The organism is Ideonella alba (genome assembly GCF_018069875.1).
Classification (GTDB): domain Bacteria; phylum Pseudomonadota; class Gammaproteobacteria; order Burkholderiales; family Burkholderiaceae_C; genus Ideonella; species Ideonella alba.
In genome coordinates this window covers 1-14,473 of record NZ_JAGQDF010000002.1, presented here as the reverse complement: position 1 = coordinate 14,473, position 14,473 = coordinate 1, and the positions used below count along the sequence as shown (strand labels likewise).

11 protein-coding genes and 1 tRNA gene are annotated in these 14,473 nt (G+C 67.7%); 3 read left to right on the top strand and 9 right to left on the bottom strand.

Going from position 1 to position 14,473, the window contains the following annotated elements; genetic code table 11:
- From KAK07_RS03030 to rimP, 7 genes are all read right to left on the bottom strand, one after another.
- Positions 1 to 891: a DMT family transporter gene (locus KAK07_RS03030; RefSeq protein WP_210854013.1), complete on the bottom strand. Its 891-nt coding sequence runs from the start codon at positions 889 to 891 to the stop codon at positions 1 to 3.
- Positions 888 to 2,717 carry a translational GTPase TypA gene (gene typA, locus KAK07_RS03025; protein WP_210854014.1) on the bottom strand — a complete coding sequence of 610 codons (1,830 nt, stop codon included), beginning with the start codon at positions 2,715 to 2,717 and terminating at the stop codon, positions 888 to 890. Before typA ends, KAK07_RS03030 begins: the two co-directional genes overlap by 4 nt.
- Positions 2,718 to 2,733: 16 nt before the next feature.
- Complete coding sequence (gene truB / locus KAK07_RS03020; protein ID WP_210859065.1) at positions 2,734 to 3,705, bottom strand: tRNA pseudouridine(55) synthase TruB; 972 nt, start codon at positions 3,703 to 3,705, stop codon at positions 2,734 to 2,736.
- On the bottom strand, positions 3,680 to 4,045 hold the full coding sequence (gene rbfA, locus KAK07_RS03015; RefSeq protein ID WP_210802039.1) for a 30S ribosome-binding factor RbfA: 366 nt from the start codon (positions 4,043 to 4,045) through the stop codon (positions 3,680 to 3,682). Before rbfA ends, truB begins: the two co-directional genes overlap by 26 nt.
- Positions 4,046 to 4,129: 84 nt before the next feature.
- Positions 4,130 to 7,015 (bottom strand): translation initiation factor IF-2, encoded by a 2,886-nt coding sequence (gene infB, locus KAK07_RS03010; protein ID WP_210854016.1) that lies wholly within the window; start codon positions 7,013 to 7,015, stop codon positions 4,130 to 4,132.
- Between the two features lie 61 nt (positions 7,016 to 7,076).
- Positions 7,077 to 8,555 (bottom strand): transcription termination factor NusA, encoded by a 1,479-nt coding sequence (gene nusA / locus KAK07_RS03005; RefSeq protein WP_210854017.1) that lies wholly within the window; start codon positions 8,553 to 8,555, stop codon positions 7,077 to 7,079.
- The gene (gene rimP, locus KAK07_RS03000; RefSeq protein ID WP_210859064.1) at positions 8,552 to 9,097 is read right to left on the bottom strand and encodes a ribosome maturation factor RimP; all 546 of its coding nucleotides are present in this window, start codon (positions 9,095 to 9,097) and stop codon (positions 8,552 to 8,554) included. The genes nusA and rimP overlap by 4 nt, the downstream gene beginning before the upstream one ends.
- Positions 9,098 to 9,392: 295 nt before the next feature.
- Here rimP and fabI point away from each other — a divergent pair, with 295 nt between their 5' ends.
- Positions 9,393 to 10,181 carry an enoyl-ACP reductase FabI gene (gene fabI, locus KAK07_RS02995; RefSeq protein WP_210854019.1) on the top strand — a complete coding sequence of 263 codons (789 nt, stop codon included), beginning with the start codon at positions 9,393 to 9,395 and terminating at the stop codon, positions 10,179 to 10,181.
- 15 nt (positions 10,182 to 10,196) lie between these two features.
- Here the strand turns inward: fabI and KAK07_RS02990 are convergent, their stop codons facing one another.
- Together KAK07_RS02990 and KAK07_RS02985 are read right to left on the bottom strand one after the other, a co-directional pair.
- Entirely contained in the window at positions 10,197 to 10,814 is a 618-nt protein-coding gene (locus KAK07_RS02990) for a diguanylate cyclase domain-containing protein (RefSeq protein WP_210859062.1), read from the bottom strand.
- Positions 10,815 to 10,887: 73 nt separating this feature from the next.
- Positions 10,888 to 13,143: an arginine/lysine/ornithine decarboxylase gene (locus tag KAK07_RS02985; protein ID WP_210854021.1), complete on the bottom strand. Its 2,256-nt coding sequence runs from the start codon at positions 13,141 to 13,143 to the stop codon at positions 10,888 to 10,890.
- Positions 13,144 to 13,256: 113 nt separating this feature from the next.
- Here KAK07_RS02985 and KAK07_RS02980 point away from each other — a divergent pair.
- Positions 13,257 to 13,347 (top strand) — tRNA-Ser (locus KAK07_RS02980).
- Between the two features lie 314 nt (positions 13,348 to 13,661).
- Positions 13,662 to 14,333 (top strand): choice-of-anchor R domain-containing protein, encoded by a 672-nt coding sequence (locus tag KAK07_RS02975; RefSeq protein ID WP_210854022.1) that lies wholly within the window; start codon positions 13,662 to 13,664, stop codon positions 14,331 to 14,333.
- Positions 14,334 to 14,473 lie beyond the last annotated feature (140 nt).

Here is a 14,473-nt window from a genome sequence, read left to right as displayed (position 1 = left end):
TCAGGCCTGGGCGCGCTGGCGCAGCGCCAGGGCCTCGTTGCCGGCCAGCGCCAGCAGCACCAGGGTGCCACCACCGATCACCGCCGGCGTGGGCGACTCGGCGGTGCCCAGCCAGGTCCAGGTGACGCCAAACAGGATTTCCAGCAAGCCCAGCAGCGCCGCCTCGGGCGCCTTCAGCACCCGGCCGGCGGCCACCGCCAGCACGCAGGGAATGGCCAGTTGCACCACGCCCAGCATCACCAGCAGACCGATGTCATGGCCCGAGGCGGTGAGCGGCCAGGCCGGCGGCAGCGTCAGCAGCGCCGAAGCGAGGGAGCCCAGCAGCACCGCCGGCGTCATGTCGCGGTGCTCATCGGGGTGGGCCTGGGCGTTGTGCTGCAGCAGCGTCCACATGGTGCCGCCGGCCAGCGGCACGGTCAGCGCCACCAGCGTGCCCAGCAGGTCGCGGTGGCTGCCGCCAGCCACCTGGGAGCCGTACATCCAGCCGATGCCGACACCGGCCAGCACGATGGCCACCCAGGTGCGCACCGGCAGCCGGTGCTTCAGCCAGACCCGGCTGATCAGCGCGGTCACCAGCGGCGCCAGCGACATCGTCACCAGCACATTGGCCACGGTGGTCAGCGTCATCGCCAGCATGAAGGAGGTGAACATCACCGTCCAGCAGGCGGCCGACAACCACAGCAGCCGCCCTCCTCCACGCACCTCGGCCCACAGCGTGGCCAGCCCTTTCTGCCAGCCCAGCAGCACGGCCAGCGCCAGCGCGTTGGCAGCGCTGCGCCAGAAGGTGACCTCGAACGAGGCGGCGGCTTCCAGGTGGCGCGTGACGACGCCGGCGATGCTCCACAGCAGCGTGACGATCAGCATCGTCAGCACCGCCTGGCGGTGCGTCATGCGCTCTCGCGCGCGGCGCGCTTGCGGTCGTGTTCGCTGAGGTGGCGCTTGCGCACGCGGATGCTCTTGGGCGTGATCTCGACCAGTTCGTCGTCGTCGATGAACTCGACGCCGTACTCCAGCGTCAGCTCGATCGGCGGCGTGATCTTGATCGCGTCTTCCTTGCCGCTGACGCGGAAGTTGGTCAGCTGCTTGGTGCGGGTGGCGTTGACCACCAGGTCGTTCTCGCGGCTGTGGATGCCGACGATCATGCCCTCGTACACCGGGTCGTTGGGCTTGACGAACATGCGGCCGCGGTCATCGAGCTTGCCCAGCGCGTAGGTGAAGATCTCACCGGCGTCCATGCTGATCAGCACGCCGTTCTTGCGGCCGGCGATCTCGCCCTTGTGCGGCTCGTAGCCGTCGAAGATGTTGCTGATCAGGCCCGAGCCGCGGGTCAGGTTCAGGAACTCGTTGGAGAAGCCGATCAGGCCGCGCGCCGGGATGCGGTACTCCAGGCGCACGCGGCCGCGGCCATCGGGTTCCATGTTGACCAGCTCGCCCTTGCGCTCGCCCAGCGCCTGCATCACGCCGCCCTGGTGGGTTTCCTCGACGTCGGCGGTGACCAGCTCGATCGGCTCGTGGCGCACGCCGTCGATGTCGTGAAAGACCACGCGCGGCTTGCTGACCGCCAGTTCGTAGCCCTCGCGGCGCATGTTCTCCAGCAGGATGGTCAGGTGCAGTTCGCCTCGGCCGGACACTTCGAAGACGCCGTCCTCGTCGGTCTCGGACACGCGCAGCGCGACGTTGCTTTGCAGCTCCTTCTGCAGCCGGTCCCAGATCTGGCGGCTGGTGACGTACTTGCCTTCGCGGCCGGCCAGCGGGCTGGTGTTGACGCAGAAGTTCATCGTCAGCGTCGGCTCGTCGATCTTCAGCATCGGCAGCGGCGCCGGGTTGGCCGGGTCGGTGATGGTCACGCCGATGCCCAGGTCCTCGATGCCGTTGATCAGCACGATGTCGCCCGGGCCGGCCTCGGTGGCCTGCTGGCGCTCCAGGCCCTGGAAGGTCTGGACCTGGTTGACGCGGCCCTTGTAGGACTTGCCGTCCGGACCTTCCATGACCAGCACATCCTGCGCGGGGCGCAGCGTGCCGGCGTTGATGCGGCCCACGCCGATGCGGCCGACGAAGGTGGAGTAGTCCAGCGCCGAGATCTGCAGTTGCAGCGGCGCGGCCGGGTCGCCCTGGTGGGCGGGCACGTGCTTCAGGATGGTGTCGAACAGCGGGCCCATCGAGGTGCCCCAGGCCTCGCCGGCCGGGCCTTCCTCGAGTGAGGACCAGCCATTGATGCCCGAGGCATAGACCACCGGGAAATCGAGCTGCTCATCGGTGGCGCCCAGCTTGTCGAACAGGTCGAAGGCGGCGTTGATCACCTTGTCGCAGTTGGCGCCCGGCTTGTCGACCTTGTTGACCACGACGATCGGGCGCAGGCCCAGCGCCAGCGCCTTCTTGGTGACGAAACGGGTCTGCGGCATCGGGCCCTCCTGGGCATCGATCAGCAGCAGCACGCCGTCGACCATCGACAGGGCCCGTTCGACCTCGCCGCCGAAGTCGGCGTGGCCCGGGGTGTCGACGATGTTGATGTGGGTGTCGTTCCAGCGCACCGCACAGTTCTTGGCCAGGATGGTGATGCCACGCTCGCGCTCGATGGCATTGCTGTCCATCACCGTGTCGACGACCTTCTCGTGCTCGGCGAAGGTGCCGCTCTGGCGCAGCAGTTGGTCGACCATGGTGGTCTTGCCATGGTCGACGTGGGCGATGATGGCGATGTTGCGGATCTGACGGCTCATGAGGGGCCTCGGTTTCTCAGGATTGCAGCAGGGCCTGGACCTCTGGGGGGCTCAACAGGCGGTCGGCGATGAGTTCGCCGGCGGTGATGTGGGCGCTGCCCAGAAAGGCAGCGGGTTCGGGGCCGTAGACGCGCACGGCGTCGGCATCGGCCAGCGCGGTGCGGCGACGCAGGCCTTGCAGGAATCGGGCCGCCTCGGGCGCCGGCAGGCGCACCTCGGGGCGGTCGGAGAGCAGGCTGTCGGGGCGGCGCAGGCAGGCGTCGCGCTCAGGCTCGGTCATCTCGGCCAGGCGCTCCAGGGTGACGGCGTCGGCCAGGGCCAGGCCGCCGCTGGCGGTACGGCGCAGCGCCGACAGGTGGGCGCCGCAGCCCAGCGCCTCGCCGATGTCCTCGGCCAGCGTGCGGATGTAGGTGCCCTTGGAGCAGCGCACGTCCAGCACCAGGGTGTGCTGCTCGGGCGTCCAGGCGAGGATGTCGATCGCATGGATCGTGACCTGGCGCGGCGTGCGCTCGACCTCGATGCCGGCGCGGGCGTACTCGTACAGCGCCTTGCCGTCCTTCTTCAGTGCCGAGTGCATCGGTGGCACCTGGGCGATCGGGCCGGTGAAGCGGGCGCAGGCGGTTTGGATCGCCGCCAGGTCCACGGCCACCGGGCGCTCGCGCAGCACCTCGCCTTCCAGGTCGCCGCCGGCGCGGGTCTGGCCCAGGCGCAGCGTGGCGGTGTAGCGTTTGTCGGCGTCCAGGCTGGCCTGCGAGAACTTGGTGGCCGCGCCAAAGCACAGCGGCAGCAGGCCGCTGGCCAGCAGGTCCAGCGTGCCGGTGTGGCCGGCCTTCTCGGCCCGCATCAGGCGCTTGGCTTTCTGCAGCGCGTCGTTGCTGGACAGGCCCACCGGCTTGTCCAGCAGCAGCACGCCATGCAGGGCACGGCGCGGCACGCGGGGACGCAAGGGCGCGTTCACAGGCTCACTCGTCCTTGGCGCGGGTGGCATTGGCGCGCTGGATCAGCGCATTGAGTTCGGCCGCCCGCTCGGTGGTCTGGTCGAACTTGAAATGCAGCGTCGGCACGGTGTGGATCTGCAGGCGCTTGAACAGGCCGTTGCGCACGAAGCCGGCCGCCTCGTTCAAGGCCTCTTCGGTGGCCTCGGGGCTGCCCACCAGCAGCGTGAAGCGCACCGTGGCGTGGGCGTAGTCGGGCGTGACGTCGACGCCGCTGATCGTGACCATGCCGATGCGCGGATCCTTGAGCTCGCGGATGAGCTCGGCCACGTCGCGCTGGATCTGGTCAGCGACGCGGAAACTGCGATTGGGAATGCTGCGCTTGTGTCGCATGGGATGCTCCTGACCATCGGTCGCCTCAAGCAAAAACCCCGCCGCAGGCGGCGGGGTTGAACGCGGGGCGTCCTGTCCGCCGGCTTACAGCGTGCGGGCGATCTCCTTGATTTCGTAGATCTCCAGCACGTCGCCTTCGTGGATGTCGTTGTAGTTGCGCAGCTTGATACCGCACTCGAAGCCTTCCTTGACTTCCTTCACGTCATCCTTCTCGCGACGCACCGATTCCACCTCGCCGGTGTAGATGACGATGTTGTCGCGCAGCAGACGGAACTTGGCGTTGCGGCGGACCAGGCCCGAGGTGACCATCGAGCCGGCCACGGTGCCGATCTTCGAGGCCACGAAGACCTTGCGGATCTCCGCCGTACCCAGCGCCTCTTCCTTCTGCTCCGGCGCCAGCATGCCGCCCATCGCCGCCTTCACCTCGTCCACGGCGTCGTAGATGATGTTGTAGTAGCGGATGTCCACGCCGTTGTGCTCGGCCACCTTGCGTGCATTGGCGTCCGCACGGGTGTTGAAGCCGATGATGATGGCCTTGGAGGCGACCGCCAGGTTGACGTCCGACTCGCTGATGCCGCCGACCGCCGCGTGGACGATCTGCACCTTGACCTCTGCGGTGGACAGCTTCAGCAGCGACTGGGTGAGTGCCTCCTGCGAGCCCTGCACGTCCGCCTTGATGATCAGGGGCAGTGCCTGCGCCGCTTCCTGGCCCATCTCGTTCATGATGGTCTGCAGCTTGGCGGCCTGCTGCTTGGCCAGCTTGACGTCGCGGTACTTGCCCTGTCGGAAGGTGGCGATCTCACGGGCGCGGCGCTCGTCGGCCAGCACCATGAAGTCGTCACCGGCCAGCGGGACCTCGGTCAGGCCCTGGATCTCGACAGGAATCGACGGGCCGGCCGCCTCGGTGGGCTTGCCATCCTCGTCCAGCATGGCCCGCACGCGGCCGTAGCTCGAACCCACCAGGACCACGTCGCCCTTCTTCAGCGTGCCGGATTGCACCAGCACGGTGGCGACCGGGCCGCGACCCTTGTCCAGGCGCGCTTCGACGACCAGGCCCTTGGCGGCCGCGTCCACAGGCGCGGTGAGCTCCAGCACCTCGGCCTGCAGCAGCACCTGCTCCAGCAGTTCGTCAATGCCCTGGCCGGTCTTGGACGACACGCCCACGAAGGGGCTCTCGCCACCGAAGTCTTCCGGCACGACCTGCTCGGCCACCAGTTCGCTCTTGACGCGCTCGACGTTGGCCTCGGGCTTGTCGATCTTGGTCATCGCCACCACGATCGGCACCTTGGCGTCACGGGCGTGGGAGATGGCCTCCTTGGTCTGCGGCATCACGCCGTCGTCGGCGGCACAGACCAGGATGACGATGTCGGTGGCCTTGGCACCGCGGGCACGCATGGCCGAGAAGGCCTCGTGACCCGGGGTGTCGAGGAAGGTGACGACACCGCGCGGCGTCTCGACGTGGTAGGCGCCGATGTGCTGCGTGATGCCGCCGGCCTCGCCCGCGGCCACCCGGCTGCGGCGGATGTAGTCCAGCAGCGAGGTCTTGCCGTGGTCGACGTGGCCCATGACGGTGACCACCGGCGCGCGCGGCAGCGCTTCGCCATCGGTGGCGGCGTGTTCTTCCTCGAGGAAGGCGTCCGGATCATCCAGCTTGGCGGCAAACGCCTTGTGGCCCATTTCCTCGACCACGATCATGGCCGTTTCCTGGTCCAGCTGCTGGTTGATGGTGACCATCTGGCCCAGCTGCATCAGCTTCTTGATGACCTCGCTGGCCTTGACCGACATCTTGTGAGCCAGGTCGGCCACCGAGATGGTCTCGGGGATGTGCACTTCCTGGGTCTGCGGCTCGGAAGGCATCTGGAAGTTGCTGCCGCGGTCGCCATCGCGGCTGTCGCCGCGGCGGCCGCCACGCGGGGCCTTCCAGCCGGCGCGACCGGCGTTGGTGTCGGGTCGGCCCTTGCCGGCCGGCGTGCCGCGCTTCTTGTCCTCGGCCCAGCTCGACGACAGCTTCTCGGACTTGACCGACTTCTTGTCACCCGGTTTGCCAGCGGTGGCGGTGGTCGTGGTGCCCGGGGCGCCCGGCGCGGCCTTGGCCTTGTGGATGGTGCCCTTGATGCCTTCCTTGTTGGCCGCAGCCACCGGCTCGACCGGCTTGGGCTCCTCCTTCTTGGCGACCATGACCTTCGCCTTGCGATTCATCATCTCGCGAATCTTGGCGGCTTCGTCCTCGGCGGCCTGCTTGCGCTTGGCCAGATCGGCCAGGCGCTTCTGCTCCTCGGCGTCCGCCGAGTTGCCCTTGACCAGACGCACGGTCGGCTTGGCCGGCTCGGCAGGCGCCGGTGCCGGCACCGGGGCGGGCGCAGGGGCAGGTGCCGGCGTGGTCACGGCGGCGGCGCTCTGCTGGGCCGCAGCGGCCGCGGCGGCCTGGGCGGCGGCCTCGGCAGCGGCGGCGGCCTCGGCGGCAGCGCGCGCGGCGGCAGCCTCGGCGGCGGCGCGTTCGGCGGCCTCGCGTTCCAGGCGCTCTCGCTCCTCGCGCTGGCGGCGTTGCTCGGCCAGCGCTTCTTCCTGCTGGCGGATCAGCTCGACCTGGGCGCGGGCTTCCTCCTCGCGGCGGGCGAGTTCGGCGGCCTCCTGGGCGGCGGCGTCCTCGACCGGCGCGCCGGGCAGGTCATCGCGCTTGACGAAGGTGCGCTTCTTGCGAACCTCGACCTGGATCGTGCGGGCCTTGCCGGAGGCGTCGGCCTGCTTGATCTCGGAGGTCGACTTGCGGGTCAGCGTGATCTTCTTGCGCTCGCCGCTGGCGGTGCCATGCGAGGTGCGCAGGAAGTCGAGCAGGCGCTCCTTGTCGACTTCGGTCAGGGCGTCGTCGGCCGACTGCTTTGCCACGCCAGCCGACTGCAACTGCTCCAACAGCGTCGCGGCGGGCCGATTCAGTTCGGCTGCGAGTTGGGCGACGGTGGTCACTGCCATGCTTGTTGTTCCTTGAATTCTGGGGCCGGGTTCGGTAGGCGTGGTGCGGGGCGCGGCGGGTTCAGGCGTTGAACCAGTGTTCGCGCGCCTTCATGATCAGCGCCTTGGCCTGGGCCTCGTCGACCCCGGTCATCTCAGTCAGCTCGTCCACGGCCAGATCGGCCAGGTCGTCACGGGTGTGCACGCCGCCATCGGCCAGGCGGGCGATCAGGTCGGGGTTCAGTCCTTCCAGGTCGCGCAGATCCTGCGACACCTCGTCGACCTTCTCCTCGCGGGCGATTTCCATGGTCAGCAGCGCATCCTTGGCACGGGTGCGCAGCTCGGCCACGGTGTCCTCGTCGAAGCCCTCGATCTCGAGCATCTCCTGCAGCGGCACATAGGCCACTTCCTCGAGGCTGGTGAAGCCTTCCTGGATCAGCAGCTCGGCCACTTCCTCGTCGACGTCGAGCTTGTCGACGAAGAGCTTGCGCACCGAGTCGCTTTCCTCGGCCTGCTTGGCGGCCGATTCCTCGGCCGTCATGATGTTGATGCGCCAGCCGGTCAGCTCCGAGGCCAGACGCACGTTCTGGCCGCCGCGGCCGATGGCGATCGCGAGGTTCTCCTCGTCAACCACCACATCCATCGCGTGGCGCTCCTCGTCCACCACGATCGACTGCACATTGGCCGGGGCCAGCGCACCGATGACGAACTGGGCCGGGTCGTCGGACCACAGCACGATGTCGACGCGCTCGCCGGCCAGCTCGTTGGTGACGGCGGTCACGCGCGAGCCGCGCACGCCCACGCAGGTGCCGATCGGGTCGACCCGCTTGTCGTGCGAGACCACCGCGATCTTGGCGCGGCTGCCCGAGTCGCGGGCGCAGCTCTTGATCTCCAGCAGGCCCTGCTCGATCTCGGGCACTTCCTGGGCGAACAGCTCGACCATGAAGCCCGGCGCCGAGCGCGACAGCATGATCTGCGGGCCGCGGGCCTGGGTGTCGACGCCGAGGATGAAGGCACGCACGCGGTCGCCGGTGCGCAGGTTCTCCTTGGAGATCATCTCGCTGCGCTTGAGGCGGCCCTCAACGCGGCCCGACTCGACGATCACGTCGCCCTTGTCCAGGCGCTTGACGGTGCCGACCATGATCTTCTCGCCGCGCGAGAGGAAATCATTCAGCAGCTGCTCGCGCTCGGCGTCACGGATCTTCTGCAGGATCACCTGCTTGGCGGCCTGGGCACCGATACGGCCGATGGGCACGGACTCGATCGAGGTCTCGATGTAGTCGCCCTCTTCCAGCTCGGCAATCTGCTCGCGGGCTTCCGAGAGCAGCTCTTCGGCATCGGGATTCTGCAGACCGGCGGCATCAGGCACGACCAGCCAGCGGCGGAAGGTCTCGTAGTCGCCGGTCTCGCGGTCGACGGTGACACGGATGTCCACCTCGCCCCCGTGGAGCTTCTTGGTCGCGGAGGCCAGCGCGGCTTCCACCGCACCGAAGACGACCTCACGATCCACGCTCTTTTCGCGCGAGATCGCGTCCACCAACATCAGCATTTCGCGGTTCATTCTTGTTGACCTCCGTCAGTCGTATCGGCTGGCGCTGCGGGCGCCGGGGCCGCCTTGCGGCGCCCCTTGAAATCAAGCACCGGCACCAGCCGGGCCTCGCGGATTTCATCGAAGCTGAAGTCGAGCGCCTGCTCGACCTTGCCTTCGGTGAACACCAGGCGCCAGCCTTCGCCCGCATCGGCGGCCAGCAGCGTGCCCTGGTACTTCTTGCGGCCCTGGAAGGGCAGCTTGAGGGTGATCTGGACCAGCTGGCCGGTGAAACGCGCGAAATGCGCCGGCGTCTTCAACGGCCGGTCCAGCCCCGGCGAGGAGACCTCGAGCCGGGCGTAGTCGACGTTTTCCACCTCCAGCAGGTACTGCAGCTGGCGGGTCACCGCCTCGCAGTCCTCCACCGTGACGAATTCGTGCTCGCCGGTGGGATAGCTCTGGCCCGGGATGCGATCAATGGTGACGCGCAGCAAGCCCCCTGCCGAACGCTCCACGCCGACAAGTTCATACTGCAGTCCGGTCACTGTCTTCTCGACAGCTTGCATCCAGTTCATCAGGGCCAGCAATCCTTTCCGTTCGCCCCGCACGGCTGGCAGACCCTTTGCCCACCCGCCGCCGGACACTCTCCGCCCGCCACCTGCGCCCTCCGGTATGCTGTGCCACACAGCCACCCGGACAGCCCACTTGGTGCTCAAGCAAAAAAAATGGGCTGGAAGAATCCGCCCACCCGTGCAAATCTAGCGAAAGTCGGATTGTAGCCTGAGCTTTTGACCGCTTCAAGACGCCTGCACCGATTCGCGCATGCCATGCCAGAATCGCGGGCTTGAGAACACCGATTTCGGAGCCACCATGGGATTTCTTGCCGGCAAACGTCTCTTGATCACCGGCCTGCTGAACAACCGCTCCATCGCCTACGGCATCGCCAAGGCCTGCCACCGCGAAGGCGCGGAACTCGCCTTCAGCTACCAGGGCGAGCGGTTCAAGGAACGCATCACCGACTTCGCCAAGGAATTCGGCTCGGACCTGATCGTCGAGATGGACGTGGCCAGTGATGAGCAGATCGCCCAGGCCTTCGCCACGCTGGGCGAGCGCTGGGGCCAGTTCGACGGCTTCGTCCACGCCATCGCCTTCGCGCCGCGCGAGTCGATCGGCGGTGATTTCCTCAATGGCCTGTCGCGCGACGCCTTCCGCGTGGCCCACGAGATCTCGGCCTACAGTTTCCCGGCCATGGCCAAGGCGGCGCTGCCGCTGCTGCGCCCCAAGGCCTCGCTGGTGACCATGTCCTACCTGGGCGCCGCACGCCGTGTGCCGGATTACAACACCATGGGCCTGGCCAAGGCCTCGCTGGAGGCGTCGGTGCGCTACCTGGCGTACTCGCTGGGCGACAAGGACATCCGCGTCAATGGGGTGTCGGCCGGCCCGATCAAGACCCTGGCCGCCTCAGGCATTGCCAACTTCGGCAAGAAGCTCAGCCAGTTCGCCGAGCACGCGCCACTGCACCGCAACATCACGATCGACGAGGTGGGCAATGCCACCGCCTTCCTGCTGTCCGACCTGGCCGGCGGCGTGAACGCCGAGATCCTGTATGTCGACGGTGGCTTCAGCCACATGACGCCGGGCGGCGGCGAAGGCGAGTGAGCCAGCCGCGCCGGGTCAGCGCAGCACCACGCTGACCCGCTCACCGCGCCCCAGGCGGGGCGCCGCGTTCTTCAGCGCCAGTTCGCTGCGGGCGAGGGCCGCGCTCAGCGGCTCGTCCAGCGGGGCACTGCTGGCGCCGACATGCACCGAGATCGGGATCAGGCTGCCCTGCGGGCCCTCGCGCAGCTCGGTGGCCTGGGCCACGGCGCGCAGGCGCTCGCCGATCATGCGCAGGTCGCGCGGATCCAGCGGTGGCAACACCACCATGAAGGCGCCGGCCGCCCAGCGGCCAATCAGGTCGCCCTGGCGGATGCCCCGCCGCAGCGCCATCGACAGCGCCCGCACCGCGGACTCGGCCACCGTCACGCCATGCTGCGCCACCAGGGCCGGCGTGTCGTCGAACTCGATCAGCAGCAGGCCCATCGGGCGGGTGGCGTCGCGCTGCCGTGCCCGCACCTGCAGCGCCAGCGCCTGGGCCAGCAGGCCCTCACGGTCCGGCAGGCCGGTCAGCGCATCAGTGGCCAGCAGGCCGGCGGCTTCGTCAACCCCGCGTCGCCACCAGCGGCGCCACCAGGCCGAGGCCGGTCGGGCCAGGGGGTTGTCGAGTGCGGTGGTCCAGCGAGCGGCTTTCATGCGGGCGTTGCCTGGCCCACCCGTGGCAGGCCTGTGAGGCCTGCTATCGGCCGTTCAGCGGCCGGCTTGAGCCTCAGCGCACGCAGTCGACGAAGTAATACATCCGGCCATCGGGCCCCTGCTCGGCCACCAGACCATGCACGTCGGCGCCGAAGCCCGGGAACTGGGCATTGAACTCGCGCGTGAAGCGCAGGTAGTCGACCACCTTGCGGTTGAAGCGCTCGCCCGGGATGACCAGCGGTATGCCCGGCGGGTACGGCGTCAGCATGGCGGTGGTCACACGGCCTTCGAGCTGGTCGACTTCGACGCGCTCGGTGTTGCGGTGGGCGATGCAGGCGTAGGCGTCGCTGGGCTTCATCGCCGGCTCCAGCTCGGTCAGGTAGACCTCGGTGGTCAGGCGGGCGATGTCGCCCCGGGCATAGGCCTCATGCACGCTCTGGCACAGATCACGCAGGCCCATGCGCTCGTAGCGCGGATTGGCCTGGCAGAACTCCGGCATGATGCGCCACAGCGGCTGGTTGCGGTCGTAGTCGTCCTTGAACTGCTGCAGCGCGGTCAGCAGCGTGTTCCAGCGGCCCTTGGTGATGCCGATGGTGAACATGATGAAGAACGAGTACAGGCCGGTCTTCTCGACCACCACGCCGTGCTCGGCCAGGAACTTGGTGACGATGCTGGCCGGGATGCCTGTGTCGGCAAAACGTCCGTCGACATCCAGCCCGGGCGTGATCAGCGTGGACTTGATCGGGTCCAGCATGTTGAAGCCCTCGGCCAGCTTGCCGAAGCCGTGCCAGGTCTCGTTGGCATGCAGCAGCCAGTCTTCGGGCCGGCCGATGCCCTCTTCGGTCAGGCGGTCCGGGCCCCAGACCTGGAACCACCAGTCCTGGCCGTACTCCGCGTCGACCTTGCGCATCGCGCGGCGGAAGTCCAGCGCCTCGCGCAGGCTTTCCTCGACCAGCGCGGTGCCGCCCGGCGGCTCCATCATCGACGCCGCGACATCGCAGCTGGCAATGATCGCGTACTGCGGCGAGGTCGACGTGTGCATCAGGTAGGCCTCGTTGAAGAGGTGCCTGTCCAGCTTCTGCTCCTGCGCGTCCTGCACCAGCACCTGGGAGGCCTGGCTGATGCCGGCCAGCAGCTTGTGGGTGGACTGCGTGGCATACACCAGCGCCTGCTTGGGGCGCGGGCGCCCCTTGCCCATGGCGTGGAAGGTGCCGTAGAACTTGTGGAAGGCGGCGTGCGGCAGCCAGGCCTCGTCGAAGTGCAGCGTGTCCACCCAGCCGTCGAGCTTGGCCTTGATGGTCTCGGTGTTGTAGAGCACGCCGTCGTAGGTGCTCTGGGTGACCGTCAGGATGCGCGGCTTGACCTTCTTGGCGTCCACGCCCTTGAGCAGCGGATGCCGGGCGATCTTCTTCTGGATCGAGGTCTTGCTGAACTCGCTCTCGGGGATCGGGCCGATGATGCCGTAGTGGTTGCGCGTGGGCGTCAGGAACACCGGCACCGCACCGGTCATGATGATCGAGTGCAGGATGGATTTGTGGCAGTTGCGGTCCACCAGCACCACGTCGCCGGGCGCCACCGTGTGGTGCCAGACCATCTTGTTGCTGGTGCTGGTGCCGTTGGTGACGAAGAAGCAGTGGTCGGCATTGAAGATGCGCGCCGCGTTCTTCTCGCTGGCCGCCACCGGGCCGGTGTGGTCCAGCAGCTGCCCGAGCTCTTCCACGGCATTGCACACATCGGCGCGCAGCATGTTCTCGCCGAAGAACTGGTGGAACATCCGGCCGATCGGGCTCTTCAGGAAAGCCACGCCGCCCGAATGGCCCGGGCAGTGCCACGAATACGAGCCATCCTGCGCGTAGTCCATCAGCGCGCGGAAGAACGGCGGCGCCAGGCCATCCAGGTAGCTCTTGGCCTCGCGGATGATGTGGCGCGCCACGAACTCCGGCGTGTCCTCGAACATGTGGATGAAGCCGTGCAGCTCGCGCAGGATGTCGTTCGGGATGTGCTGGCTGGTGCGGGTCTCGCCGTACAGATAGATCGGGATGTCGGCGTTGCGAAAGCGGATCTCGCTGATGAACTTGCGCAGGTTCAGCACCGCCGGGTCCAGTTCGGGGCCAGGGGTGAACTCCTCGTCGTCGATCGACAGGATGAAGGCGCTGGCCCGGCTTTGCTGCTGGGCGAACTGGCTCAGGTCCCCATAGCTGGTGACGCCCACCACCTCGAAGCCCTCTTTCTCGATCGCCTCGGCCAGCGCCCGGATGCCCAGACCCGAGGTGTTCTCGGAGCGGAAGTCCTCGTCGATGATGACGATCGGGAAGTTGAAGCGCTGCATGGGCTCGTCCGGTGGGCCAGGGGAAAACGCGAAGCGCGAAGTGTAGGGCCGATCGATGACGATCCCGAGCGGCCAGCCGTCGATCCTGGGCTAGAATGCGCGGCTGTCCCTGCGGAGGGATGGATGAGTGGTTTAAGTCGCACGCCTGGAAAGCGTGTGTGGGTTAATAGCCCACCGCGGGTTCGAATCCCGCTCCCTCCGCCAGTCACGGCCATCAAGGCCTGCCATGGGGGCCGCCGCCGCACTGTCCACGCTCCCGAACCCGGTTGAGCACCAGAGTTGGACAGTGACCACGCCAGCGTGGTGCGCGGCCACGAAGCGGCTCAAGGAGAGCTGATTTCCCGCACAGCGTCAATCCCACATCGGGAAAGCCAGGAGGCCTGCCCGTCGGGGGTCAGACGACGTACAAACGGGGCTTGGCAATGTTGTTCGGTGCCCTGCCAGACCTGCTACCCGCGGGTTCGGGCCCGTTGTCCTCTCACGGCCGACCCTCAACGGCCAAGCAAGCGGAGATCAGCATGGAATACAAGTTCAAGTCCCTGGCCCTGGCGGCCGCCCTGGCCCTGTCGGGCGTCGCGATGGCCGGCCCGGTCAAGAGCGCTGGCGGCAAGACCGCTGTCCTGCCGGTGACGGCCCAGGCGGTGCTTTACTCGCAACTGGCGAACGATGCCGCCAACGCGATCACCTCGCAGGACTTCGAGTCCACCTTCGACGCCTATGACAACCGCGCTGCTGACGACTTCAGCGTACCGGCCGGCCAGAAGTGGAAGGTCTCGGAAGTGTTCGCCCCTGGCGCGTACTTCAACGGCACCGGCCCGCTGGTGTCGGCCAATGTGACCTTCTACAAGGACAAGGGCGGCAAGCCGGGCAAGGTCGTGGCTGACTTCCCGCTGGTGCCGGTGACCAACGACGCCTCTGGCTCGATCACCGTCACGCTGCCGACCGCCGTCACGCTGAAGGAAGGCACCTACTGGGTCTCGGTGCAGGGCCAGATGGACTTCTTCGTGGGCGGCCAGTGGGGCTGGGAAATCAACACCGCGCCCACCGGCTACAACGCCATGTGGCAGAACCCGGGCGGCGGTTTCGGCACCGGCTGCGACAAGTACTCCGACATGAACACCTGTCTGGGTCAAGCCGCCGGCGACATGATGTTCGAGCTGCGTGGCAAGGCGAAGGCCGTCACCCAGTGATGGCTGGCTGAGCTGAACGCAAAAAGGGGCGCCTCGCGGCGCCCCTTTTTTCATGGTGGTGACCCGAAGGATCAGCGCACCACGGCGATCTGGTCGCGGTTGCCACCCTTGTAGGTGTACAGCGTCAGCGCGCCGTTCTT

Coding starts and splice junctions, on each gene's coding strand:
- fabI (WP_210854019.1), top strand. CDS start 9,393: ATGGGATTTCTTGCCGGCAAACGTCTCTTGATCACCGGCCTGCTGAAC.
- KAK07_RS03030 (WP_210854013.1), bottom strand. CDS start 891: ATGACGCACCGCCAGGCGGTGCTGACGATGCTGATCGTCACGCTGCTG.
- truB (WP_210859065.1), bottom strand. CDS start 3,705: ATGCCACCCGCGCCAAGGACGAGTGAGCCTGTGAACGCGCCCTTGCGT.
- KAK07_RS02985 (WP_210854021.1), bottom strand. CDS start 13,143: ATGCAGCGCTTCAACTTCCCGATCGTCATCATCGACGAGGACTTCCGC.
- typA (WP_210854014.1), bottom strand. CDS start 2,717: ATGAGCCGTCAGATCCGCAACATCGCCATCATCGCCCACGTCGACCAT.
- rimP (WP_210859064.1), bottom strand. CDS start 9,097: ATGAACTGGATGCAAGCTGTCGAGAAGACAGTGACCGGACTGCAGTAT.
- rbfA (WP_210802039.1), bottom strand. CDS start 4,045: ATGCGACACAAGCGCAGCATTCCCAATCGCAGTTTCCGCGTCGCTGAC.
- nusA (WP_210854017.1), bottom strand. CDS start 8,555: ATGAACCGCGAAATGCTGATGTTGGTGGACGCGATCTCGCGCGAAAAG.
- KAK07_RS02990 (WP_210859062.1), bottom strand. CDS start 10,814: ATGAAAGCCGCTCGCTGGACCACCGCACTCGACAACCCCCTGGCCCGA.
- infB (WP_210854016.1), bottom strand. CDS start 7,015: ATGGCAGTGACCACCGTCGCCCAACTCGCAGCCGAACTGAATCGGCCC.
- KAK07_RS02975 (WP_210854022.1), top strand. CDS start 13,662: ATGGAATACAAGTTCAAGTCCCTGGCCCTGGCGGCCGCCCTGGCCCTG.